The sequence below is a fragment of the Anaerotruncus rubiinfantis genome, from assembly GCF_900078395.1.
Lineage (GTDB): Bacteria > Bacillota > Clostridia > Oscillospirales > Ruminococcaceae > Anaerotruncus > Anaerotruncus rubiinfantis.
This window is the reverse complement of the sequence record NZ_FKLA01000009.1, coordinates 2,288,104-2,312,456: the sequence shown is the minus strand read 5'-3', so window position 1 is coordinate 2,312,456 and position 24,353 is coordinate 2,288,104. Positions and strand designations below refer to the sequence as shown.

Here is a 24,353-nt window from a genome sequence, read left to right as displayed (position 1 = left end):
ATATTTGCAATCAGAATGTCAAATATGCGCAATTTTATGTCGTTTATGCGCACAGCCCCACAAACACTCCAAATTATTATATAATGAAATGCGTAAAATCGGCTTCGCCGACTAAAAACGGCGGCTGGCATAATTACATTATATTATAACAAAAAGTACAACTTACCGTCAAATTTGATTGATGGCAGTTCCATGGCTTTTTTGCATGGCAAAAGGGCGGTTTCATATCCAAAAGTCCGAAACCGCCCAAGTGATGAAAGGTGTAACCTTTTATCAACACATTTGTGGTCAGTGAGGTGATAAAGCGTAAACATTAGAGAAGGCTGTAAGCCAAGCGGTATGCGACGGGAAAGGCGGTGTGCCGGTGAAAAAGAGAACAGATACTGCCCATCCGGGTCAGGAGCATATCCTGCCGGGGCAGGTGTGCGAATGCTGGAAAAGGCGGCGGATCAGGCCGGTCGATGTGCGGGAGTGCTGGTACTGCCGGTACGCCGACTTCGGATGGCAAAAGGATGTTGCGGACGACGTTGGAAAATGCTGCTATCCAAATCCGCGGCTTTAAAAAGCAACAGGATGCTCTGATACCGATGATCGCAAGGGAGCGGAACGGTAACGAGGAGAAAAATTATACCTTTGGAGAGAGTGATTTTTTGGAGGAGATTTTTTCCGTTCTGACGGATATGGCGGTTATCTTTTTTGACCTGCTCATTTATTCCATGATTTTTCAGATGAAAAAGAATACGCTTTTATACCGCATGTTGCTGTATATCGGATGCGGGGTCATTCTGCTTTCCTATTTCGCGGGAGTCTACCTTTGGGAGATCCCTGCCTCATTGGCGGCGGCCATTTTCATGACCGTGCCCAGCTTCCTGCTGTTTCTGGGGCTGTCCCGCCACAAGGGCAGCCGGTTTTTGCTGACCTTCTGTTTTGTGGACACTGTGACCCTCATGATCGCCTTCATCGGGCGGTATGTGGGCATCCTGTTCCAAGGCGGGTCGATCTGGGCATTTGTGGTGATTGTTGCCTTGTTTTTGCTCCTGTTGGCATCCGGGCATAAACACCTGCGCACCTACTACATCCTGTTGGACACAGTGGACTCCGGCTGGGGGATGATGGCGTTCTGCACCGTCCTGATCTATTTTGCCCTCATATTTTTTGCCGCCTACCCCAAGCCCATGGTGCAGCGCCTGGAATATGCCCCCAGCTGGCTGGTGTTTGCCGCCGTGGTGCTGGCCTGCTATGCGGTGTTTTTGCAGTCCATTCGCAAAACCCTGCATATTCAAAGGCAAAACGAACGTCTGGAGCAGGAAAAACGCCTGTTCCAGCTTGTGTATCTGGATGCCCTGACCGGCCTTTACAATCGGGCTGCCTATGTGGAACGAGTAAACACATTGGAGCGGGAGCGGGAGCATGGAGGGCAGGCGATCTGCTGTGTCATGCTGGACTGCAATCGCTTTAAGCAGATCAACGACCGTTTCGGACATCATGCCGGAGACATTGCGCTGCGCCGCGTAGCGGATGCCCTCCGCACTGTTTTCTCAGAAGTGACAGAGCAGCTGTTTCGGATTGGTGGGGACGAATTTACCGTGATTTTGCAGGACAGCTCACCGGAACAGACCGAGATACTGCTGGCAGATCTGTCGGCGGAGATGAAACAGGTGTCAGCTAAACTGGATATGCCGATCTCCGTCGCCTCCGGCTATGCCTTTACCCAACAGGAGGAGAGCATAGAGAACGCCTTTATCCGTGCCGATCGGGAAATGTACAAAAATAAGGCGGCTCTAAACTGCCAAGGCGCAGCTTTTACCCAATGATTCAGACCGGCAGCCGGATGGCTCTGCCGGTACTGTGAATATACATCCTTTCATAAGCTACGGCGGGGTTCTGCCGCTGCCCAAAAAAGAAGTGAGCAAATGAAGGAGACCATGATATGTTTGACAAAATGATACGTCATATCGTTCAAACAGGAAAAGCACACAGGTGGCTCAAGCCCTTTGCACTGCTTGCCCTGTTCCTATTGTTTGGCGGTGCGGCTCTGGTGGAATGGACTGTAAAGCAGTCTGCCAGAGCATGGCAGGCCGTGAGAAAATTTAAAGCGGCTTTTTCCCAGCGGTTGACCGTCTGCCGGGAACGGATGGCAAAGAGTCAAGGTCCGTCAAAGGGCAAGGCGTTTAAAACGTCCCACCGCCCCGTGTCACGGCTGGCCGCGGCGGCGCTGTCCGTCTGCATGGTGTTTACACTGATGCCCCAGACGGCATTTGCGGCGGAAGTACCGGACACCCAGTGCGGACACCACCCGGTACATACCGCCGAATGCGGCTATCAGCAGGCCGTAGAGGGCCAGCCCTGCGGGCATACCCACACGGCGGACTGCTACGCCGAGCAGGACAGCGTATCGGATAATACAGCAAGTCCGTCCGATGCAGAGGAAAGCGAGCCTACGGAGTGTACCCATGTGTGCAGTGAGGAAACCGACTGCATTACAGAGGTCTTGGACTGCCCTCATAAGCATGACGATACCTGCGGCTATGTGGAAGCCATAGAGGGTGCGGACTGCACCCATACCTGTGAGCTGTGCAATCCACCCAAGCAGGAGGAAATTATCACAGACTCATGTGTCTGCGACACCCTCTGTACAGAGGGTGTCATTAACCCCGCTTGCCCTGTTTGCAGTGCGAAAAATGCCGATTTAACCCTTTGCGAGGGAATAGAGCAGGAAAAGCAGGAGGAATGTACCTGCGAAACCAAATGCACCCTTGCAGATGAAGAAAATGCAGTGGAGGAAAGTATTGACCCCGACTGCCCTGTTTGCGGCGCGGAAAATGCCGATTTAAGCCTTTGCAAGGGAGTAGAACAGCAAAAGCAGGAGTGCACCTGCCAAACCAAATGCACCCTTGCAGATGAAGAAAATGCAGTGGAGGAAAGTATTGACCCCGACTGCCCTGTTTGCAGTGCGGAAAATGCCGATTTAAGCCTTTGCAAGGGTGCGCCGGCAATGCTGATGGCGCCGAGAGCAACCCCCACCCCCACGGTGAGCGGCAGCAATATCTACGCCAACGGCGCGGCGCTGATTTTGGCGGAGGGTAGTAGCGATAACACCAAAACCGTTATTTATATTGACAGCGACGGCGACGGACAGATTGACAGCGGCGAACTTATTTTCAACCCCAACATTGGCAGCACCACAGACGGCACCACTGTTGGCAATAAACTGTCCGGATGGAGCATCTACGGCGGCGGTACGTCCGCCCTCACCGGCAACACCCAAATTACCATGCTGGGCGGCCAGGTCGACAAAATCTACGGCGGCGGCAACGGCGCCCGGGTCAGCGGCGGCACCGAAATTACCATAACCGGCGGCAAGGCGTACTACCTCTACGGCGGCGGCAACGGCGACGGCGCAACAGTGAGCAGCACGTCTGTCACCGTCTCCGGCGGCGAGGTCTCCCTCCTCTACGGCGGCAGCGGCAAAGGTGCAGCTGTGACCGGCAGCAAAACCGTCACTGTGGGCGGCGGGGCGAAAATCGGCAGCGGCACAAGCGGCGGCATCGCCATCAACGGCGGTAGCCGCACAATCGGCGTGGCCAGCTTCGTTATCGGCGATGATTTGAGCGGTGATGCCGACAGCGTCTGCGTAAACCTGCCCGAGGGCTACACCAGCGGCACCATTGCCACCGATGCGGAACGAACAGACCTGGCGAAAATCAAGCTGGTGGGTACGGGTGCCAAGGGCAACGAAGCTTATTTTTATAGTGTGGACAATACCATCAGGGTAAGGGAAAAGCCCACCCCCGAGGTAAACACAAACGGAGAAAAAATCTACGCCAACGGTGCGGAAATTATAATTGTGGCGGGCACTACAGCAGATTATACCAATATCCTCTACGACAAGGACGGCAACGGCACGATTGGGAACGAGGAATATCTGCAAATCGGTGACACCGCCCCCACCGCCGTTGGCTACGACCTGTCTGGCTATGACATTTTCGGCGGCGGTACGTCTGCCCTCAACGGCGACACCAAAATTACCATGACCGGCGGCACGGTCGACGACATCCACGGCGGCGGCTACGGTGCGAAGGCGGGCAACACCTCCGTCACCGTTTCCGGTGGCACGGTCCGCTGCGTCTACGGCGGCGGCTACGTCTACGACAACCAAGAAGGCACCGGCGACGCTACCGTGAACAGCACCACTGTCACCATAAGCGGCTCGGCCGAGGTCACAACCTCCGTTTACGGCGGTGGCTTCACAAGCAGCGTCATAGCCGGCGTGACCGGCAAAGCCACCGTCTCCATCAACGGCGGCACGGTCCAAAATGTCTACGGCGGCAGCTACGCCGGAACCGGCACAGCCACCGTTGACAGCACCGATGTCACCGTTAGCGGCGGCACGGTGACAACCCTCTACGGCGGCGGCTACAGCGCAAATGTGACCAATTCCGCCACAGTGTCCGTTAGCGGCGGCACGGTGACAAATCTCTACGGCGGCGGCAGACTCAACACCAATGAAAGCAGCGACGACGTTACCGTGGGCTCGGGTTCCTCCGTCACCGTGGGCGGCAATGCCACAATCGGCAGCGGCACAGGCGGCATTATCATCAACGGCGGTACAACCGCTGTATCAAACGGTGTGGATAAGTTTGTTATCGGCGATGATTTGAGCGGTGCGGACGGCAGCGTCTGTGTAAACCTGCCCGCAGGCTATGACGTGACGAACAGCCCCACCATCGCCACCGAGGCGGTGCAGGGCGACCTTGCAAAAATCAAGCTGGTGGGTACGGGTGCCGAGGGCAACGAAGCCTATTTTGAAAACAATGAAATCAAGGTAAAGAAAAAAACCACCCCCGAAACAACCCCAACTGCCACCTTCACCGCCACAGGGCATGACAGCGGCACACTGTCCGGCTTAACTGCCGGCGAAAGCTATAAATACAGTACCGACGGCGGTTCTGCATGGACAGACTTTACAGGCGCAACCGCAACCATTGCAAGCGGCGTTACAACTACAAACGGCATACAGGTGGTGAAAAAGGGTAACGGCACAACCACCACGGACAGTGCGGCGCAGACCATCACCGTTACACAAGCAGCCACCCCATCAGGCATTGGCAAAACCGATGAAACCGCTGCCTTGAACGACGGCAAAATCACAGGCGTAAAAACTACAATGGAGTACAAGCTCTCCACCGCCACCGATTGGACGGCAATCACAGGTACAACCGTGACAGGGCTTGCAGACGGCACATACCATGTCCGTGTCAAGGCAAGCGGAGCTGTGCTTGCCAGTGCAAATGCAGAAGTGGTGATTGCAGGATTTATCAAAACAACTCCCACTGTAAGCGACCTTTCCTATTCTTTGACCCCTGTGGACTATAACGGAAGTCAACAGCCTGTCACCGTAACGGCAAAGGACAACAAGAACTTGGGTGACATCACGGTGAAATATGGCGGCAGCACCACTGCCCCGACCAATGCAGGTACATACGCCGTTACCGTGGATATTGCAGGCAATGCAGTCTACAACAGTGTAACCGATTTGAGCCTTGGGGATTACACCATCAACAAGGCGGAAAATGTGATTTCTCATCTCACCTTGGCAGGCTGGACTTACGGTGGTGCGGCAAATGCCCCTACCGCAACAGCAACCTACGGCACACCGACCTATACTTACAGTGACAGTGAAAACGGCACTTATAATGCCGCTGTTCCAACACAAGCAGGCACTTATTGGGTAAAGGCAGAGATTGCGGAAAGCGAAAACTATAAGTCTGCAACAGCAAAAACCTCCTTTGCCATCACAAAGGCAGACACAGACCCTAACAACGGCGTAATGGTAACAAACAGCTCTCTTGCCTACGGCGAAGCCCTGACCGTTACCTACACCCCTGCCCCACAGGTGACAACATTTACATTAGCACCGAAAACCGCACGGCTATATTATGGTACAAAGCCATTGGGTGCTGCGGTAAATGTCAGCGGCAACGGCGCATACACCATGAGCTACAACACCAACGGCAAGGATATTTCTATTGGCGGTGTGGCAAGTGGTGAAAATGGTTTGCATATCAAGTTCGGCGGCGATGATAATTTGAATGCACAAATTATCCCTGTAACAGGTGTAACCCTTGCGGCAAAAACCTTGACCGCCAAAGTATCCGCGGGTGTCAGCAAGGATTATGACCAAGACAACAGCTTTGCCAATGTGGTACTGACTTTAACGGGAATTGAAAACGGCGATACTGTCAGCGCAACGGCAGACGGTACATCAGCAGATACTAATGCAGGCACTCATGACTTCACCGCTATGACAGTTGCCTTAGACGGCGAACACAAAGGCTGGTACTCTCTTGCGGCAAGCGGTGTAAGCGGAAATATTACCATCAATAAAATTGCCTACACAGGCACAACGGCTGTTTCAACAAGCGTGTATACAACAGGCGAAACAGGCGCAACGGTATCTCTGCCTGTCCTGCCAGACGGCGCAAGCTACGGTACACCGTCAGCAGACGGCACAGTAACAATGACCGATATGAGCATTGCAGGAACAACACTCACCTACACTGCCCCTGTAAGCACCGCAGGACAGACAGGCACAATATCGGTTCCCGTAACAGAAGCAACCAATTATAACGATTATAATGTTGTAGTAACGGTGACCTATACTGCAAAAACACCGCAGGATATTTCCTATGCAAATGCAAATGTAATCAAGACCTACGGAGATTCCAAATTTATCAACGCTTTGACACAGACAACGGTAAACGGCGCAATCTCCTATGCAAGCAGCGATACAGGCGTTGCAACGGTCAATGTCACCACAGGTGAAATCACTATCGTAGGGCAAGGCAGCACCACTATTACCGCAACGGCGGCTGAAACCGCAGACTATGCCGAGGCAACCGCAAGCTACACCGTAACCGTGGCAAAGAAAAGCCTTGAGCTAAAAGCCGATGACAAGTCTATGACCAAGGGCAGCTCTCTGCCGACCTTTACTTACCAAGCAATCGGTCTTGTGAACGGCGATACCGTAACCGGAGAACCCACAATAGGCACAACGACTGACGGAAAGACCACAGGAAAATTTGACATCACCATATCTGGCGGTACAGTGGCAAACAGCGGAAGCTATACCATCACCTACACCAAGGGAACGCTGACTGTTTCTGCCAGCTCAACAGGCGGCAGTTCCTCCAGTGGTGGCAACCCCACAGTCACTCCGCCCACCATCGTCCCCCCGTCTGAGAGCAAGCCCAACGCGCCAACCACTGCGGAAACAGAAATCAAGGCCAACAGTGATGGCAAGGGCGGCGCGGAGGTCACAGTGTCTAAGAGTGCGGCGGAGTCCGCCATTGAGAAAGCCCAAGAGGAAGCAAAGCGAAATAACACCCAGGCGAACGGCATTGCTGTGCAGATCAATGTAGCGGCGAACAGCCAGAGCGTCAATTCCCTTACGGTCAATCTGCCCAAGGTTACCCAGAAGCAGATTATCGACAACAAGGTGCAGACCTTCTCGCTGGCACTGGAGCGTCCGGACATCACCCTCAGTCTGAGCCTTGCGGCGGTGCAGGAGATCAATCGGCAGGCGAACGCTGACGTGCAGCTTACCGCCACCCGCCTCACCGATACTTCCAAGCTATCCGGCGAGGCCAAGGCTGTGGTAGGCGCCCGTCCGCTGTTCCGGCTTACCGCCACCTACAAGGGCGGCGCAAAGACTATCACCGACTTTGGAAGCGGCAGCGTTACCGTAGAAATCCCATATCAGCTGCAGCCGGGCGAATCTGCAGGCGGTCTCTATCTCGTCTACATCGACGGACAGGGCAAGCCCCAGTTCCTCATGAGCTCCAGCTATGACCCGAAGGCAGAGGTTCTGCGCGGCTCTACCACACACTTCTCCCTCTACGCCGTGGGCTATAAGGCTCCGACCGTATTCAGTGACATTCAGGATCATTGGGCGAAAGAGGACATCGAATTTGTGGTGGCTCGTGGGATTTTGGCTGGCACCGGAAACGGCTGCTTCAGCCCCGATGGAGCCATGACTCGGGGGATGTTTGTCACCGCTCTTGGGCGGCTGGCGAGCGTTGATCCGGCAAACTACAAATCCGGAACCTTCACTGACGTAAAAGCAACCGCCTATTATGCGCCTTATGTGGAATGGGCGGAAAAGAACGGCGTGGTCAAGGGCATCGGCGGCGGCTTGTTCGCCCCGGATCAGTCCATCACCCGTGAGCAGATGGCGGTGATTATGGCGAACTATGCAAAAGTCATCGGCTTCCCGCTGCCCAAGGTTCACGCAGAAAACACCTTTGCCGACAATGCCAAAATCGGTGCATGGGCAAAGGACGCTGTGAAAAAGGTACAGATGGCGGGCGTCATCAGCGGCAAGAACAACAACAGCTTCGACCCGAAGGGTGCGGCCACCAGAGCCGAGGTCAGTGCGGTGCTCAAGCGCTTTGTAGAGCTTGTCATCAGCATCGACACCGCCGAGGGCTGGACGATGAACGACAGCGGCAGCCGGATGTACTACCAAAACGGCAAAGCCGTTACAGGCACAAAAAATATTGACGGCACGACCCACACCTTTGACCGGTACGGCGTGATCGCAGATGTTCCGAAAAACAGAAAGTACGGCGCCTACATCGTGCAAAAGGGCGACAGCTTCTGGCTGATTGCCTACAAGCACGGCTGCACCATGAAGGAGCTTGAGGTACTCAACGACAAGAGCCGGTTTTCCCTCATCCATCCGGGTGATGTACTGAAGGTACCGGAAAAGTAAATCAATGATATTGTGGCGCAAGGCGCTGTAACGCAAAAGGGCGGTGGCTTTTTAGAAGTCACCGCCCTTTTTGCGCATTTTCATGAGGAGAAGGAGAAAAAAAGAACTTATGATAGAACGCACTTTAGAAAATACGCTTGAGGCAGAGAGATATTTGGCAGCCTTTGAGCAAGAAATACAGGAAATTGAACGCGACCTTTTAGGGAATGGCGACTCGGAGCATATTGTGGGTGAGATACTCAGACGAGCGGCCGCCTTTTATCAAGCGGATCGGGCATATATCATTGAGGCGGATTGGGAGTTAGGTGTAGGCACAAACACCTATGAGTGGTGTGCGGCGGGCATTACGCCACAGCTTCATAATTTACAGAGTATTGAAATGGAAATGTTTCCTCGTTGGAAAGCGGCATTTACCCATAAAACCCCCATCGTTATCGTGGACATTGCATGTCTCCACAAAACGGAACGCTGCGAATATGATTTTCTAAAACAGCAGGAGATTTCCGGTTTGATTGCAGTGCCGCTCAACAAAAAGCTGGCAGGATATCTCGGGGTAGACAACCCCAAACGCTTTAAGCAATACAGCAGTCTGCTCCAAGCCTTGTCCTATGCGGCAGCGGCGGAGCTGACGGAGTTAAATCTGCTAAAAGCCGCAAGCCTCAAATACCATTCCAATCCCGGGGTTTCAGAGCAGGAAATCATCTTAAACTTTTTCGGTGGGCTGGAGGTTATAACGCCCATGGGACAGATGTCGGAAGAAGATATCAAGTCCGCGCTGTGCTGTAAGCTGATCACCTACCTCTATCTGAACCGCAAGCACAATGTTGCCACGCGGGATATTGCAGATTATCTATGGCCGGATCAGCCGGTGGACGATCCGGGAACTGCGGTAAAGCGGGTAGTCTACCGCTGCCGCAAGGTGTTTTCCTGCATTTCGCCTACCCCTTTTATCGTTTCCTACAGCGGCGGCTATGAACTGAACCGAAGCTATTCTGTTAAATCCGATATCGTACAGCTGGAGCAGCTATGCACAGAGATAAAAGGGCAGAAATCCGTGCAGGAAAAAATGGAAACTTACCGCAAAGCGTTCACCCTCTATAAAGGGACCTTTCTGCCAAACCATAACCATGACCTGTGGCTGATGCCGAAAGCCAGCTACTACCATCTTCTGTTTTTAGATATGGTCAAGCTCTGTCTGGCAGAGCTGCATACCTTGGGTATGCACATTGAGGTGTATCGGCTTGCGGATCATGCGCTCGCCTTTGAGAGTGATGACAATGAGCTGAATTTTTATCTGATCGAGTCGCTGCTCCGAATGAGAGCAACCGACTCTGCTCTTCGGCATTATTCCAATACAAAGGGGCTATATTCCCAAGAGCAGGAGGAAGAATTAGAAAAATTATTTGGATTTTCGACATAAAGCAACAGATTTTTTACTCATGCGACCGCCATGGCTACCGCCATGAGACCTGCGGCTGATATTTTCAGGGGGCAAAAGGCTTACCGATAAAAAATCAGACAAAGGAGTGGGAAAGATGGTAGTTTTCATTTTGGCGGTACCGAAACTCACCTTATACAAGGCAGGAAAACTGAAAATCAGCAGTCTGGCGGCACAGCAAAAATATTCTTGCTGTGCCGGGAAGCAGTATCCAAAACGGATTCGTCTTTTGCACTCAATTCAATATGACCGTTTCGGCGGGATGCACCGCATGAAACGGTTCGTGCAAAAGCAATCGGCACGGCGATATTCCGCTTGACTGCTGGTTTGACCTATCGAATAGAAAAAGCAGAAGGAGCGTGATCGTTGCCGGTGTGCCCTCCATCATCAGATGGAAAAGGAGAGGATGCTATGGCTGATAACCGTAATAGCATTAAGATGTTCCGATGTTTCATCACTCCGAGGCGACACACCAGATTTCAGATTAGACGATATCGGTCTGTTCACCGCAGAGTACGAAAGACACTCTGCGGTAAGAGGAAGGACAAGCCTCCTCCCGGATCGTCCTATCGCGGACTTCTTAATGAGAAACTCCGAGCGGCCGACTTTGTGCAATTGCACAGGGTCGGCCGTTTTTTTGCTGTTTTAGGCAGCTCGGTGGGCTGCCGCTCTCCTCCGCTTCTGACATTTTGACTCACTATCAAAATTTCAGAAAACGGAGGAAATGACAATGGCTGACAAAAAGAAATATTGTATTCGCATATCGGGGAATCTGGTAGAGGTAACCGAGGAAGTGTATCTCTGCTACTATCGCATGAAGCGTCGCGCACTGCATTTGGAAGAAAAGGACGGCAAGCATGGTGTAGTTTATTACAGCAGCATGGATACCGAGGGCACAAACGGCGAGGAAACAATTCCCGATTTAACCTCTCCACGCGTGGAGGACATCGTGACGGACAAGCTCATGTCCGAGCAGTTGCACCGGTGCATTTCCCAGCTTACAGAATCGGACAAAGCGCTGATTGATGCCCTATATTTTCAGAGCATGAGTGAACGCCAACTGTCAGTGCAGACCAACATTCCACCGATGACCGTCCATGACCGCAAAATAAAGGTGCTAAAAAAACTTAAAAAAATGATGGATATTTAAAATAATTCCGTGCAACCCCCTCACGAAACCGGATAAGTAGTGAGGGGGTTATTTTCGTTCCCTCATTGTTCCTTGAAAATTTCATATCTGATGACCTAAATACGTTAGCTGACGGTTCCGTGACGAGCGGAGCAGCGACCTCGGGGATGCGCCAAGACCACCTGTGGGAAACAGCAGAAAAAACGAAATCACTCTTACTTGTTCGTGTTTGTTTTCTGCCTGTGCCCATCAAAGACGGCCAAATAAGGTGCAAAGCGGTTTCCGTCCGACCGAAAAACAGGCTGTGGCGGCCTGTTTCGCAATGACCCCGTCAGCCTATAATGATACTTCTGTCCAGTCCTAAAGCCGAGCGTGATAAAACCGTCGCAGCAAAGGAGGGCAGCCAGCGGAGAACCCGGTGGGGGTGAAAGTCCCATGATGCGGTATAGCTAACCGCAGTTTAAGTTGTCGCCATTTTGTGCTTTGGAAGTAGTGTCGAATTAAGCACAGTAAAGAAAAATCTTAATGTCAGAAGTAATGGGGATTGCCCTGCTCAAAGCAAGCGACCAATCGAGTGAAGAGCAGTCCCTATTGTTGTGCCATTAAGAAAACTGGTGCAGGAAAAGAGGTGTGTATTTGAATCAGCAAGTAAAGCCCATTCTGCGGGGCGATATTTACTACGCAGATTTAAGCCCGGTGGTGGGATGCGAGCAAGGCGGTGTGCGTCCCGTTTTGATCATCCAAAACAATCTCGGCAACCGGCACAGTCCCACCGTCATTGTGGCCGCCGTCACCGGCAGCCCTAAAAAGCCGCTGCCCACCCATGTGCCGATCACGGATGTAAACGGCGTCAGCAAACGGTCAATGGTTCTTTTGGAACAGATACGCACCCTTGACCGCACCCGGCTTCGTGACTATATCGGCAGCGTGGGCATCGAGAACCTTTCCAAAATAGATAAAGCACTGAAAATCAGCGTCGGGCTTGATTCGGCGTTTTTTAATGAAGGGAGCAGTTATGATGACAAACACAGCTTTGGAACATACCATTACACGCAATCAGCTTGCCGTGATGATGCAGATGCTGAAAGCCCTGTTAGACAGCGGGAAAATCACCCGTGAGCTTGCCGACGCCGCCGCTCATCGCATAGCGCTGCAATATGAACTCTCACCCATCTATCTTTGGTAAGATTGGGTATAAGAACCTCTACGGTACCCAAAATCAAAGATTTTGACCGCAACGAGAACCTTGTTATTCGCTGCGCTCATAATATGCTTTTGAAACGAATTATGTTGTAGACTTTGAACTATCATTGTGGTAGTGTTGTGTGCTAAGAAAGGAGGAAAAAGCCATGAATCCATTGCAAACACAGGGCTCCGGCGCCCTAACGCCGGAAAGGGAAATTATAAGAATTAAAGCAAGCGCGGATACAATCCCGCAAAAATTCCGGGTGGCGGGATATGCCCGCGTCAGCAGCGACTCGTCAGACCAGCTCAATTCTTTCTCAACACAGGTCAACTACTACCAAAGACTCATAGAGAAAAACAGCGATTGGAGTCTGGCGGAGATTTACGCCGACGAAGGCATCTCCGGAGTATCCACAGAAAAAAGAGAGGATTTTAACAGAATGCTCTCTGACTGCAAGAAAGGCAAAATCGACCGCATCATTACCAAGTCCACCAGCCGGTTTGCACGAAACACCTTGGATGCCATCAGCGTGATCCGAGAGCTGAAGTCCATCGGCGTTACGGTCTACTTTGAAAAGGAAGGCATTGACACCGCCAAAATCACAGGCGAAAATCTGCTGACCCTTTACTCCCTGTTCGCCCAGGAGGAATCCATCAGCATCTCTCAGAACTGCAAAAAGGGAAACCGGATGCGGATGCAAAGCGGCACTTATGTATCGTCAAACCCGCCATACGGCTATCGGCTGGTGGATAATCGGCTTCAAATTTATGAGCCGGAGGCGGAGATCGTCCGCAGAAACCAAGACTTATCCGCCGAAACCCTTGCCAAGAAAATCGAGGGCATCCAAATCTCACATAACAAGGTAACCGCACTGGTACTTAAAAACGGAATTATCATCAAGGAAGGAGCTGTATCAAATGAGTGAACAACAGCGTGAAATCATTGTGATCCCTGCCACTGAGGGAAAGGGCAACCTCAAGAATAAGCACCGTCAGCTGCGGGTAGCCTCTTATAGCCGTGTATCCACCGACTTTGAAGAACAGCTCACCAGCTTCCACGCGCAAAAAAGCTACTACACCGACCTGATCCTCAGAACACCGGAATGGACCCTCGCCGGAACCTATGCCGACGAAGGCATCTCCGGCGCCTCAGCAGAGAAACGGCCCGATTTTATGCGGATGTACCGCCACTGCAAAAAGGGCAAAATCGACCTCATCATCACCAAGTCCATCAGCCGGTTTGCACGAAACACCCTGGACAGCATCGGCTATGTCAGAAAGCTCAAAGCCATGGGCGTGGGCGTCCTGTTCGAAAAGGAAAACATCAACACGCTGGAGGAAAACAGCGAGGTGGTGCTGACCATCCTCGCCAGCCTCGCCCAAGAGGAACTCAACTCCATGAGCATGAACATCAAGATGGGCAAGCGCATGGCAATGCAGGAGGGGAAAATCCACTTCCCTTACTCAAAGGTATATGCCTACCGCAAGGGCGGGAACGGTCAGCCGGAGATCATTCCCGAAGAAGCCGAGATTGTGAAACGGATTTATAAAAGCTATCTGGCAGGCGAAAGCGTCGGCAGGATCATGGACGCACTCAATCGGGAGGGTATCCCATCCCCCTCGAAAAAAGGTCAATGGACGGACACCAGCATCAGAGGGCTGCTGAGAAACGAGCGTTACTGCGGCGACGTCCTCCTGCAAAAGACCTATATCACCGACCCCATCAGCAAAAAATCCAAGAAAAACAACGGAGAGCTTCCCAAGATATATATCAAGAACAATCATGTCCCCATCGTCAGCCGGGAGATATTCGAGCAGGTGCAAAGGGAAAGCGCCCGCCGCGTCAGCAAACGCAAGGTCACCAAAGCAAGCGTCACCGAGCAGGGGCGATACAGCAGCCTGTACGCCCTAAACGACATCCTGATCTGCGGCGAATGCGGCTCCCCCTATAAGCGGGTGACATGGACAAAGCGCAGCGGCGAAAAGCAAATCGTGTGGCGGTGCTACAAGCGGCTGGACTACGGCACCAAATACTGCAAGGACTCGGTCACCTTGGACGAGGAAAGCCTCCACACTGCCATCATGGAGGCCATTTCAGCCACAGCCGGAGAACGTCAGTCCCTGATCCCGCTGGTGATGGAACAGCTGGAACACGCCATGTGGGAGAGCGTTGACGGACAAATCAATGTGGAGCAGATGGAACAGCGCATGGCGGAGCTGAAGGAGCAAACGCTGGCAATGATCAACCAAAGCATCGACAGCCATACGGTGGGGGAAAACGAGAGCAGCTTCAAGGCAATGTCGGACGAACTCCGCGCCCTGCACGATATGCTGACGGAATACAAAGCCGCAAGCGGAACACAGGTCAGCATCGAACAGAAAATCAGCGACTGCGCCGAGTTTTTAGAGCAGGAGCCAATCGACTACAACACCTATAACGATGCGCTGGTACGCCAGCTCATCGACACCATCAAGGTCAAAAACGAAAACGCCCTGATGATTTACTTTAAAAGCGGCTTGGAATATGAACAGCCTATCCAGCCCAAGGTGCGTAAGCTGAAAGCGTCATAAGCCAGCCGATCCGATAGCGAACATACCAAAGCAGAGCCAAAAACGGCTCTGCTTTTACTTTTTGGGAAAAGAGGTGTCAAAATGGAACTGCATATTTTTGAAAATGACCAATTCGGCAGAGTGCGAACCCTCGTGGATGAGGACGGCAGCATTCTGTTTTGCGGAAACGATGTGGCCGGTGCTTTGGGATACCGCAACCCCAGCCGTGACGTCCAGCGGCATTGCAAAAGGGCGGTGGAGAGATGCACTACCGATTCGGTAGGACGTCAGCAAAGGATGCTTTTTATCCCCGAGCCGGACATTTACCGGCTGATTATCCGCTCAAAGCTCCCGGCGGCCGTGGACTTTGAAAAATGGGTCGTGGAAACCGTACTGCCGACCATTCGCAAGCACGGCGCATATCTCACACCGCAGACGCTGGAACAGCTTGTGGCAAATCCCAATGCAGCCGCGAAGCTGTTCCATGAGCTGAAACAGATCGAAACCAAGCTGGCCGATCTGCAGCCGAAAGCGGAATACTACAACGCTTTGGTAGATACCAATGTGCTGACCAATATCCGCCAGACTGCCAAGGAACTGCATATCCCCGAAAAGCTGTTTACTTATCTGCTGGTGGAAATGGGCTTTGCCTACCGCACGCCGAAAAAACTGCTGATGCCCTACGCCTTTATGGTGACCAGCGGTTTTGCCGAGCTGAAGGAATACACGACCGGAAAGCATGGCGGAGTCTATATGCTGTTTACCCCCGTGGGCAGACTGTACCTCATGAGAAAAATGTATGAACGGCTGGGCATGAGACCCCAAGCGGTCATTACCGGGGAACAAAATAAGGCAGGCCGTTCAGAGTGACGCTATAGAAGCTCCGCCCTTTTAGTAGATTAAGAGGTATCGTTGTGGTAGAATAGGTGAGAGTTCGAATACACTGATTTGATTTTTGAAAAAGCTGAGGATATCCTATATCTAAAGATGCGACATCTACAAACCCATATGAATAGCTGATTTGAAGCTATTCATATGGGTTTGTTTTTTGTCTGAATAAGTGCCAAATAGGCTGAAATTACATTGAAAATGGGCGTTATGCTTGTCAAATGCTCGTCAGAACGTGTGTTCGATCTGCTTTAACCTTCTTTAATTTTCAGGGTTTTTTACCTCCTTGTAGCGCCTTCCTTGGGATCTCACTGCAGGATCCCTTTTTAGATATTCATCCAGTTTGTCCATGTTTTTGCACTTAAACTTTTTGTCGAGATGTGTATAAATCCCCAACGCGATTTTGATGTCCACATGTCTGGCTTGCTGTATTACCGTAAATAATTATCCATCCCTGCAAGACACATCATAGTTATAGCTGTTATTGGTGGGATCAGGAAGGGGACTCCGTGCAGATTGTGTTTTCTTTTATATTCTTCCGGGATGTTTCCGCACCTCATATTTAAGTCGGCAAAATAGCTTTCCCACATTCTTTTCCACTCGCTGTCAGATATCATCAGGCCGCGAACGGTGGTGCAAACGAGATCGTCAGACTTTGCGTTTCAGAATGACAGCCGAATTCAGACGGTCACAAACGCATCCGCCGCAATGGACGGCACGGACCCGGAAAGCGATGAAAGCCTGTTTCCCCGGATTGACAGCTCGCGCAAAAAACCGCGTACCAGCGGGAATGCCTACGATTATGAAGCTTGGGCCTGTGAGGTGAGCGGTGTGGGATATGCCAAATGCACACCGATACAATACGGCCCGGGTACGGATACCTGATCTTCAAGCTGCTGGATGCCTGGACTGGATATGAGCCGATAACGCAGCCAAAAAAGACCACATCGGGCGCGAAGTTTCCCTTTGCGTTTTTGCACCAGCCGGAGACGATCCCAGAATAGCAGACTGGATACACGGAGAAAATTGCGGATATCAAATATCCGTGGCTGAGCGGGACGCTTTGCAAACGAAATATGGCGGGTTCGTGACCGATATACGGGTAGTGACCAGCAAATACAGGGGGTAACAGGATTGGATGATTTGGCGGTAAGACTGGCCGAAGTAGACCAGCGGGGAAAGTCTAATACCCATCGGATAGACGACCTTGAAAAGCGGGCGGACACCTTGCAGGAGCTGACAACCTCAGTGAAGCTGCTGGCGGCGAACATGGAACGGATGGCGTCGGAACAGATGAAGCAGGGAGACAGGCTCACAGCGCTGGAAAAGCAGCCGGGGGGAACGCTGGAACAGTATGACGAGGACAAATCTTCACCAGCGCGGTATCCACCCTGTCAGGCGGGCTTGTGGGGGCACTGGTGGCAATGATGATTAGATAGAAGAAGCTGCAACGGTAGCGATACAGAGGAGAAATAAAAAGACGGGGCATGTGCCCCGTCTTTTTATGTAAACGCTGAATTATTTTTTGATCAGTGCTTTGTCAGTGATAATGATATGCCCTGCACTTGTGGTTGTGAGATGCAGATAACCGGATTTATCGAGCCAGTAATTTGGTGCCTGAATTAAAGTGATCGTCTTTTTGGTCTTATCATAGGCATAGAATTGCAAAGTTTGTCTGTTGAGCTTTGAAAGATCAGGCTTCACTGCGAAAGTGACCGGCATTCCAAACGTTCCGGCCTGGTCAAACTTGATGATTGCCATCTGGTTTGAATAGATCTTTGCAAGCGTTGCTCGGATAACGCTGTCATCGGTCTTTAGGCTGAACTTGAGATTTGCCAGAGCAGTCCATTTTGTGGGATCAAAAGTTGCGCGATACTGAAGCACGTTTTTCTGGGTTGTGCGGTCAATCTTCCACTTTTCGAGTGAAAGGGTAGAGGTCACCGTAACGCCTTTGTTTGCGGCAGCGGTAGCTGCTGCTTTTGCGACAGCTTTAGCCGTCTGCGGAGAAACTTCGGTGCCGACTTTGATGGTGGCGTTCGCAGAGGCCATGTTGAGTCCCGCCTTTTTGGCGGCGGCGATTGCATTGCTGACTGCGGTTGTGGTGCTTTTGGTCGCTGTGGCAGTTTTCACAAGACTGACGTTTGCAGTTCCGCCCGCTCCGCCGCCACCGCCTTTGCCGCCACCACCACCGCCTTTTCCGCCACCGCCGCCACCGCCACCGCCGGAGGAGGATGAGGAGAGCAGCTTTGTATCGGAGATCAGATAAGCGCCAAGGGAGGAAACATTTGCGGACCAACCCGCGATGCCGGTGTTCTGTGTGTCGGTGCGGTAGGAGAACTTACTGGTGATATCGGCCAGCGTGTCACTGCCACTGATAGAATAGACATAGCAGCCGGAAGAGGACACACCGGGTCCGCCGAGCGTCAGGGTAACGGAACCGCCGGGAAGGGAGGGGCTATTTTTGAAGGTGTAGAACCAGAGGTTGGCTCCGGCCAGAATCTTGTCGCGGTACTTGTCGGAGACCGCGCGGTTTGGCCTGGTTGTCATTTCCAACTGTGAAAAGGCGCCTGGGACCGTTCCGGGAAACTTGACAGCAGCCCGCTTATACCAGATCAGCGGATTGGTACTGCCTTCGTCGGGAAGAAGGGGATTGCGGCCACCGGCACCGACTGTCAAAGTCGCCTCATTGGGCAGCGGACGATCCACATTGTTTGCAGGTATTACGCTACTCCCATAAACAACTTTGTTTCCCGCCTTGTCGGAAAGTGGGATTCTTGTAATGTAATAAGTGCAGTTTTCTTTTGTGCGGTAGCTGTCAACTGGATTTTCATAGATATAAACATTGTCTGCCGGCGGTTTATCCGGATCGCCCATATATTGGGCGCGCATTTTTAGCCGCTCGCCGGTATAGATGGTTTCGATAATGATGTCATTCTCGGGAGATTCCGGATCGAACCCCGATCCGCCCTCATCGGTGATCGTAAGGGCGATTCTGAGGGTGGTATCTTCCCGGACATTTACACTGGTAGGGGTGATTTCCACCTTTTCGAGGACGGGCGGATAGTCGTCGCCCAGGCTGCTGCCCGTTATGGTGAGCACATTGCCGCATAGGCTGGAATCCAGCTTCTTCGTTGAGGAGTTCTCGTCGTAATCATCAGAATAGGCCTCATTAAAATATGAGCAGTAGTTGCCGTTACAGTCCTCAAGGTCCAGATATTCCAATTTCCAACTGCCCACCGAGGCATATTTGGAAATGGTGACGTCCGTTTCATAAAAGCCATCCTCGTTCAGACAGGTGGACAAGTCATTTGGAAAGCGAACGCGGACCTGCTGCCCGGGATGTTCCGGATTGGAAAGAACACCATCGATATATCCCACTCCGGAAAGATCATCGGTTATTTTGAGGCGGAGCTTTACCTTGACATCCTCCCCGGAAAGCGTGATTTGAGGGGGCACAATTTCGACGTCCTGCGGAACCGGCGGAGCGGAATCGCCGCCGTTGGTTTCCACCGCGAAGCCTACCTGCCAGTCCCTTGGCAGATCAAGGACTTGCTGCCAGGTCGGATGGGCCTTCCGAATGGCATCCGTGCCATACCGCTTGTCGTTTGCCCAGCAATCTAGCAGCTGAAGCTCATAGACGCCGGGATAATCATAGTGGGGAATTTCCTCTGTGCCGACAAACGTGTAGATGGATTCATTCGTCTGGTTCTCATCCAGATCGCAGCGAATGGTGATTGTCTGTTCGGGAGAGCCTTCGATCTTCCAGAACTCCAGAATGATGGCTGCGTCGCTGTCCTTGAAGAATTCCTGATTTGGGCTGTTCATTAGGACCTTTGCCGTGACGATTGCCGGGGAATTCTCCCGTGTCGGCGCGACACGTTCCGGAGAAATGGAAACAGAAATGATCTCCGAATCAGGGACAGAGCGGGTTAACGAGAAAGTTTTCGGGATGGAACTTGCGACCGGCGCAGGAACAGGATCATCATTTATCTCAGCAGGGGGACTGGATTCCTCTAAAACGTCAGCATCCCCCTCATCCGGATCTATCGATTCTTCCGGTTCCATGGGTTCATTTTCTTCAGAAGGCCGGGAGGGCGCCGCTTCTTCCCCGGAAGCTTGTATTTCCTCAGATGTTGTCTCCAGGGATTCCTCCCTGGACGTTTCGGATTTCTCCGGCGCGGGGTTCCCAGCGTCCGCGGTGATAGGAACTTCAGAGGGTTCCGACAGGTTTGCTTCTATAGCAAACGCGGCAGTGAACGGGCTGAATATTAACGTGACTGACAATAAGCTTGCTATCAGGATTTTCATCATTTTGCCCATTTTTCCATCTCCCATATTTCACACTTTATTCACAGTATAGAAGAGCTGGAAAAGAAAGTCAATTAAAAGTACAACGGGAAACGGAATTTTGCTGAAGGTTCATTAAAAAGCGAAAGATAGATTGCCGGGGAATTCTGACGGGGATATTCAGGATGTTCCGCAATAATTTTTTCTGAAGCGGATGAAAAAGTATGGTATGATAATGGCACAGGATAAGGGTGGGGAGCAGGTCTGAATCCGCAAGCGATATCCTTTCCCTTCGCATGTTTTGTGGATCATGCTGCATCCTGCGATATTATCTTGCAATAAAGTAAATAGTAGTACAATGCGAAAAGTAGCGCTGCACGGTGACAGAGAACGCTGCCCACAAATTTCCTGTATTATCTTTTATATTGGAGGTTATACAATGGAAATTGGAGAAATTGTTGGCAGGAAGATCAAAGCTTATCGCGTCCGGACCGGCAAAACACAGCTGCAATTCGCAATGGACGCCTACATGAGTGCATCCTATATCAGCCGTTTTGAGCGCGGCCTGGTAGATAATCCGACCAGAGCTACCTTGGAACACCTGGCGGATACGCTTGGCATCACACTGGAAGAATTGATCCGTTCGGAAAACACAGATGATCCTTCCCGCCTGGAATCTCCAAAGGAAAAGCTGGGACTGAACAATCCGGATTTCCTGAAACGGTACAGTGATCTTTCTGGAGCACAGCAGCACCGGGTTTATCGGATTGTAGGACTTTTGCTGGGCCTGAATGAACCGTAAAACGCCCCGTGGCGGCACGGGGCGTTTTGGGGAAGATTTTATTTTGTTTTGCAGGATAAGCGTATCAGATTTTTGAGAAGCACACAACATATCTTAGTGTCAATCGCCTGATAAGATGATCCCATTCATGTGAAAGGGAACAGGGCGCGCGGCGGAAAGCCGCGTGCCCTGTTTTGACCGGAAAAAATGGATTTACTGGCCGCGCATCAGATTTTCCGCGCATTTGCGCAGTTCGTCAATGTTGTTGAATGTGACGCTTGCCTGTTTCATATTCTCCTGAACCATGATTGGGAGCGAATCGAAGTATTGTTGCATTTCCGGGGAACCAAAAGACATCTCAGACATCAATAATCACCTTTCCTGTTTTGAAATTTTCAGTCGTCGCCGCGCAGCAGGTTTTCCGCGTAATCCTGCAGGCTTGCAAGCGAATTGACACTGCCCGCGCGCTGGCTGATCATCTCCCGCACATAGTCCGGCAGGGATGCGTAATATTGCCCGGCGGCCTGGTCCTGTTCGATCAATGCGTTCAGGTCCGGATATTTTTTTGCCATCGGATCACCTCCGGCATTAGTTTGCGCGCAGAATTTCCCAATATACATGAAAACAGCGGGATCACAAACCGATCCCGCCGTCTGTTATTCTGTTTTCAAACCGGCTCCATCAACACCCTGAGAATCCCGCCGCAGACCATCCCATCCTGGGTTGCGTCCCTGTTGGTCATGTTGCATTTGACGATACGCGCCCTCCCTTCGGCAAGCACATCGGGCGCAAGGCTGATCACCCTGGCCTCGCCCGCGCCCCCGCCGATGGTTCCAGAAAGTGTCCCATCCGCGTAGATGAGCAGTTTCGCGCCAAGTCCGCGCGGTGCGGAACCCTCCTTCCCAATGATGGTTGCAAGCACTGCGGGCCTGCCGTCCGCGAGCGCCGCGAGCGCGTCCGGCGCGATTCCGCCGCCCGACGCGCCGGAACGCACCTGGATGATTTGGGCAGCGATGCAGACCGCAATTTCAGCGGGTGTTTCAGCGCCGATGCGCAGCCCGATCGGGGAATATACGCGCGCAAGCAGATCGTCTGCGTAGCCCTCCTGCCGCAGCTGGTCCATCACCACCTTTACTTTTTTGCGGCTGCCGATCATCCCGCAGTAGGAGAAACGGTGATCCAGAATTTTGGTCAGGCAGAGACGGTCGTCCTTATGGCCGCGGGTGATGATGACGAAATAACTGCCATCGCCATAGTGGATCTGCCGCATCGCGTCGTCAAACGGCAGGCAGAGGATCTCCTTTGCCGCGGGGAAGCGCTCCCGGTTTGCAAATTCCGGCCGGTCGTCGATTATGGTCACGTCGAAGTCAAGCATGGCGCAGATTTCGCAAAGAGGCACCGCAATGTGCCCGCCGCCGCAGATGATGAGCTTTTGCCGTGCGGACATCTGTTCAGCAAGCAGCGAAACGCCGTTGACTTCGGCAGTGCGGGGAAGCGGCCCATCGCCCAAGGCGCGAAAATTTTCCCTCCAGAAACCTTCCAGCGCCGGGTTTTGCGAGGTTATTTTTTCACCGCAGAGAAACGCCTTCTCGGCCGTGAGGTCATGTCCGGAAAGCGTCCCGTCGGTTACGGTCGCCATAAGCGCGCTGCCGCCGGACGCAAGCAGGCTGCGCAGCGTTTCATAAAACTGCCGGCTCATTTGCGTTCCCCCTTGCTTTGGAGATGGAGGATCGCCTCCAGCACGCCGCCCGCGATGGCGCGGGCCTTGTCCGAAATGGTGTAACAGTAATCTGTGATCCCGCGCGGGTCAATATCGCCGGATTTCATCCCCCGGTGAACCGGCGTAGCGGGCGGGAGCATCCCGCGCACCACGCCGGAGATGTTTGCCGTAACCGGTTCGCCGTCGACCGCCGCGACCAGATCACCGGCCTGTACATGCTGTCCGATTTCGGCGGATGGGGTAAAGATTCCGTCCCGGCAGGCCCGAATGATCCGTTCGCTGGTGTAGCCGCCGATATTGCCGGGGACACCGGTATTCTCAGCGGCGCGTCCTTCAAAGATCACACGGCCCAGATTATGTCCGCGTTTTGTCTCAATAACCGCATGGCAGTCAACCCCGGCGGTGAAACCCGGTCCCATTGCCACCACCACCGGAGCGTCGGAAATTTTTGTGCCGGTATTCCGCTTTGCGAGGATCGCGTCAACCAGCGCGTCCGGAGATAGTTTCGCCCGGCAGGCGCATTCCGGATCAACCAGGACCGCGATGCTGCCTTTTCGGGTAAACGCAAGCGCCTCCTCAGGACTGTGGGCCAGTTGCGCTTTGACCCCTTCCACGACCGCTTCACCTTCATAGATGGCGCGGGAAAAGGCCACCGTGCGCCGCACGGTGGTGGGTTTTGCAATTTCGGTCATCACGACTGTAAAGCCGCACCGGTACAGCCGGTGCGCGACGCCAGAGGCAAGATCGCCCGCGCCTTTGATCAAAATCAGCATTTCAAAACGCCTCCTGTTGCAGGGATGCGACAATCGTGCTTGCCACGCCGCCGCTGCGCAGAAGCTCTGCAATCTGTTCGCCGAGCTTCTGTAATTTTGGGGTGTCGGCCTGATTCAATAAAACGGTGAGCCCTTTATAGTGTCCGTAGCCGCCGAGCAGCAGCGACGCCGCAACCATCGGATCGACATTCTGGTTTGCAGACAGCCCGAGTGCCTCCACCGCGCGTTCATAACGCTGGCAGACCCGGTGCAGCGGCTGACCGAGCGCCGAAAGCCCGGCCACGGCAATCACCCGGTCGGTGCCGGGCAGGATAACCGGTTCGGTGTCGTTGGGGAACTTGACCGGCATCCGATGGGAACCGTCCGCCTCGTAAAGGAGCAGGTCGGCGTTCTCCCGCAGGTGACGCAGCACCTGCGGGCATGGCACGGAAAGTTTCCCCTCTGGTGCGGGTGTCCCGGCGATGATAATCCGGCCGCTTTGGAAGGCGCGGTCGATCCCGGGCAGATCCTCTTCCACCGTGACAAACAGATCATCCTGTTCGCCGGGACACAGGATATGGGTTGTGGTGGTGACCGCGACGCGCAGGCCATCCCGCATTGCTTCCCGCGCGAGCGCGAAGAGCAGCGTCGTCTTTCCTCCCGCGCCTGCCAATGCCACCGAATGGGTCTCCGCCGGGGCTATCGAAAGAGACTGCATCAATTTTCCCATAGGTTTATCCTCCCAAAAGCCGCAGGCAAGATACCATGCAGGCATAAGTTTCCTTTGTCTTTCAGTATACCAAATTTGGCGGTTCAAGTCACGAAAAATCCGTTTTTTGGAGAGAAAACC

General features: G+C 52.7%; 20 protein-coding genes. 14 read left to right on the top strand and 6 right to left on the bottom strand.

Going from position 1 to position 24,353, the window contains the following annotated elements; genetic code table 11:
- The first annotated feature begins 364 nt into the window (after nucleotides 1-364).
- From BN4275_RS17490 to BN4275_RS16485, 12 genes are all read left to right on the top strand, one after another.
- The gene (locus BN4275_RS17490; RefSeq protein ID WP_066460121.1) at nucleotides 365-562 is read left to right on the top strand and encodes a hypothetical protein; all 198 of its coding nucleotides are present in this window, start codon (nucleotides 365-367) and stop codon (nucleotides 560-562) included.
- A gap of 25 nt (nucleotides 563-587) precedes the next feature.
- On the top strand, nucleotides 588-1,814 hold the full coding sequence (locus tag BN4275_RS16530) for a GGDEF domain-containing protein (protein ID WP_161940215.1): 1,227 nt from the start codon (nucleotides 588-590) through the stop codon (nucleotides 1,812-1,814).
- A 116-nt stretch (nucleotides 1,815-1,930) separates the two neighbouring features.
- Nucleotides 1,931-8,773: an S-layer homology domain-containing protein gene (locus BN4275_RS16525; RefSeq protein WP_066460120.1), complete on the top strand. Its 6,843-nt coding sequence runs from the start codon at nucleotides 1,931-1,933 to the stop codon at nucleotides 8,771-8,773.
- Between the two features lie 109 nt (nucleotides 8,774-8,882).
- Entirely contained in the window at nucleotides 8,883-10,193 is a 1,311-nt protein-coding gene (locus tag BN4275_RS16520; protein WP_066460119.1) for an AfsR/SARP family transcriptional regulator, read from the top strand.
- 115 nt (nucleotides 10,194-10,308) lie between these two features.
- Nucleotides 10,309-10,530 carry a hypothetical protein gene (locus BN4275_RS16515; RefSeq protein ID WP_066460118.1) on the top strand — a complete coding sequence of 74 codons (222 nt, stop codon included), beginning with the start codon at nucleotides 10,309-10,311 and terminating at the stop codon, nucleotides 10,528-10,530.
- Nucleotides 10,531-10,941: 411 nt separating this feature from the next.
- Nucleotides 10,942-11,361 carry an RNA polymerase subunit sigma-24 gene (locus BN4275_RS16510; protein ID WP_066460117.1) on the top strand — a complete coding sequence of 140 codons (420 nt, stop codon included), beginning with the start codon at nucleotides 10,942-10,944 and terminating at the stop codon, nucleotides 11,359-11,361.
- A 615-nt stretch (nucleotides 11,362-11,976) separates the two neighbouring features.
- A complete protein-coding gene (locus BN4275_RS16505; protein WP_066460116.1) occupies nucleotides 11,977-12,459 on the top strand; it encodes a type II toxin-antitoxin system PemK/MazF family toxin in 483 nt (160 codons plus the stop codon).
- A gap of 230 nt (nucleotides 12,460-12,689) precedes the next feature.
- Nucleotides 12,690-13,451: a recombinase family protein gene (locus tag BN4275_RS16500; protein WP_066460115.1), complete on the top strand. Its 762-nt coding sequence runs from the start codon at nucleotides 12,690-12,692 to the stop codon at nucleotides 13,449-13,451.
- Nucleotides 13,444-15,096: a recombinase family protein gene (locus BN4275_RS16495; RefSeq protein WP_066460114.1), complete on the top strand. Its 1,653-nt coding sequence runs from the start codon at nucleotides 13,444-13,446 to the stop codon at nucleotides 15,094-15,096. The genes BN4275_RS16500 and BN4275_RS16495 overlap by 8 nt, the downstream gene beginning before the upstream one ends.
- An 81-nt stretch (nucleotides 15,097-15,177) precedes the next feature.
- A complete protein-coding gene (locus BN4275_RS16490; protein ID WP_066460113.1) occupies nucleotides 15,178-15,945 on the top strand; it encodes a BRO family protein in 768 nt (255 codons plus the stop codon).
- A 648-nt stretch (nucleotides 15,946-16,593) separates the two neighbouring features.
- Nucleotides 16,594-16,848 carry a baseplate J/gp47 family protein gene (locus BN4275_RS17080; protein WP_161940214.1) on the top strand — a complete coding sequence of 85 codons (255 nt, stop codon included), beginning with the start codon at nucleotides 16,594-16,596 and terminating at the stop codon, nucleotides 16,846-16,848.
- A 249-nt stretch (nucleotides 16,849-17,097) separates the two neighbouring features.
- Nucleotides 17,098-17,391 carry a hypothetical protein gene (locus BN4275_RS16485; protein WP_066460112.1) on the top strand — a complete coding sequence of 98 codons (294 nt, stop codon included), beginning with the start codon at nucleotides 17,098-17,100 and terminating at the stop codon, nucleotides 17,389-17,391.
- Between the two features lie 90 nt (nucleotides 17,392-17,481).
- On the opposite strand, the gene BN4275_RS17615 is transcribed toward BN4275_RS16485, so the two are convergent.
- Nucleotides 17,482-19,788, bottom strand: coding sequence for a hypothetical protein (locus BN4275_RS17615; protein ID WP_154018914.1), 2,307 nt, complete (start codon nucleotides 19,786-19,788; stop codon nucleotides 17,482-17,484).
- 13 nt (nucleotides 19,789-19,801) lie between these two features.
- Between BN4275_RS17615 and BN4275_RS17415 the strand changes: the two genes are divergently transcribed.
- Both BN4275_RS17415 and BN4275_RS16475 read left to right on the top strand, forming a co-directional pair.
- Entirely contained in the window at nucleotides 19,802-20,323 is a 522-nt protein-coding gene (locus tag BN4275_RS17415) for a hypothetical protein (protein WP_154018913.1), read from the top strand.
- A gap of 366 nt (nucleotides 20,324-20,689) precedes the next feature.
- Complete coding sequence (locus BN4275_RS16475; protein ID WP_066460110.1) at nucleotides 20,690-21,052, top strand: helix-turn-helix domain-containing protein; 363 nt, start codon at nucleotides 20,690-20,692, stop codon at nucleotides 21,050-21,052.
- Between the two features lie 192 nt (nucleotides 21,053-21,244).
- On the opposite strand, the gene BN4275_RS17610 is transcribed toward BN4275_RS16475, so the two are convergent.
- The 5 genes from BN4275_RS17610 to yqeC all read right to left on the bottom strand — a co-directional run bounded on the left by BN4275_RS17610 (nucleotide 21,245) and on the right by yqeC (nucleotide 24,233).
- Complete coding sequence (locus BN4275_RS17610; protein ID WP_154018911.1) at nucleotides 21,245-21,397, bottom strand: hypothetical protein; 153 nt, start codon at nucleotides 21,395-21,397, stop codon at nucleotides 21,245-21,247.
- 29 nt (nucleotides 21,398-21,426) lie between these two features.
- Nucleotides 21,427-21,603 carry a hypothetical protein gene (locus tag BN4275_RS17605; RefSeq protein WP_187116742.1) on the bottom strand — a complete coding sequence of 59 codons (177 nt, stop codon included), beginning with the start codon at nucleotides 21,601-21,603 and terminating at the stop codon, nucleotides 21,427-21,429.
- A gap of 95 nt (nucleotides 21,604-21,698) precedes the next feature.
- The gene (locus BN4275_RS16470) at nucleotides 21,699-22,730 is read right to left on the bottom strand and encodes an XdhC family protein (RefSeq protein ID WP_066460109.1); all 1,032 of its coding nucleotides are present in this window, start codon (nucleotides 22,728-22,730) and stop codon (nucleotides 21,699-21,701) included.
- Nucleotides 22,727-23,524: a selenium-dependent molybdenum cofactor biosynthesis protein YqeB gene (gene yqeB, locus BN4275_RS16465; protein WP_066460108.1), complete on the bottom strand. Its 798-nt coding sequence runs from the start codon at nucleotides 23,522-23,524 to the stop codon at nucleotides 22,727-22,729. The genes BN4275_RS16470 and yqeB overlap by 4 nt, the downstream gene beginning before the upstream one ends.
- Nucleotide 23,525: 1 nt before the next feature.
- The gene (gene yqeC, locus BN4275_RS16460; protein WP_158572797.1) at nucleotides 23,526-24,233 is read right to left on the bottom strand and encodes a selenium cofactor biosynthesis protein YqeC; all 708 of its coding nucleotides are present in this window, start codon (nucleotides 24,231-24,233) and stop codon (nucleotides 23,526-23,528) included.
- Between the last annotated feature and the right edge of the window lie 120 nt (nucleotides 24,234-24,353).

What these genes read in the sequence shown, in the direction of transcription:
- BN4275_RS16530 (WP_161940215.1), top strand. Translation starts at nt 588, where the DNA reads ATGATCGCAAGGGAGCGGAACGGTAACGAGGAGAAAAATTATACCTTT.
- BN4275_RS16490 (WP_066460113.1), top strand. Translation starts at nt 15,178, where the DNA reads ATGGAACTGCATATTTTTGAAAATGACCAATTCGGCAGAGTGCGAACC.
- BN4275_RS17605 (WP_187116742.1), bottom strand. Translation starts at nt 21,603, where the DNA reads ATGGCAAAAAAATATCCGGACCTGAACGCATTGATCGAACAGGACCAG.
- yqeB (WP_066460108.1), bottom strand. Translation starts at nt 23,524, where the DNA reads ATGCTGATTTTGATCAAAGGCGCGGGCGATCTTGCCTCTGGCGTCGCG.
- yqeC (WP_158572797.1), bottom strand. Translation starts at nt 24,233, where the DNA reads ATGGGAAAATTGATGCAGTCTCTTTCGATAGCCCCGGCGGAGACCCAT.
- BN4275_RS17610 (WP_154018911.1), bottom strand. Translation starts at nt 21,397, where the DNA reads ATGTCTGAGATGTCTTTTGGTTCCCCGGAAATGCAACAATACTTCGAT.
- BN4275_RS16500 (WP_066460115.1), top strand. Translation starts at nt 12,690, where the DNA reads ATGAATCCATTGCAAACACAGGGCTCCGGCGCCCTAACGCCGGAAAGG.
- BN4275_RS16525 (WP_066460120.1), top strand. Translation starts at nt 1,931, where the DNA reads ATGTTTGACAAAATGATACGTCATATCGTTCAAACAGGAAAAGCACAC.
- BN4275_RS16470 (WP_066460109.1), bottom strand. Translation starts at nt 22,730, where the DNA reads ATGAGCCGGCAGTTTTATGAAACGCTGCGCAGCCTGCTTGCGTCCGGC.
- BN4275_RS16520 (WP_066460119.1), top strand. Translation starts at nt 8,883, where the DNA reads ATGATAGAACGCACTTTAGAAAATACGCTTGAGGCAGAGAGATATTTG.
- BN4275_RS17615 (WP_154018914.1), bottom strand. Translation starts at nt 19,788, where the DNA reads ATGAACAGCCCAAATCAGGAATTCTTCAAGGACAGCGACGCAGCCATC.
- BN4275_RS16510 (WP_066460117.1), top strand. Translation starts at nt 10,942, where the DNA reads ATGGCTGACAAAAAGAAATATTGTATTCGCATATCGGGGAATCTGGTA.
- BN4275_RS16515 (WP_066460118.1), top strand. Translation starts at nt 10,309, where the DNA reads ATGGTAGTTTTCATTTTGGCGGTACCGAAACTCACCTTATACAAGGCA.
- BN4275_RS16495 (WP_066460114.1), top strand. Translation starts at nt 13,444, where the DNA reads ATGAGTGAACAACAGCGTGAAATCATTGTGATCCCTGCCACTGAGGGA.
- BN4275_RS16475 (WP_066460110.1), top strand. Translation starts at nt 20,690, where the DNA reads ATGGAAATTGGAGAAATTGTTGGCAGGAAGATCAAAGCTTATCGCGTC.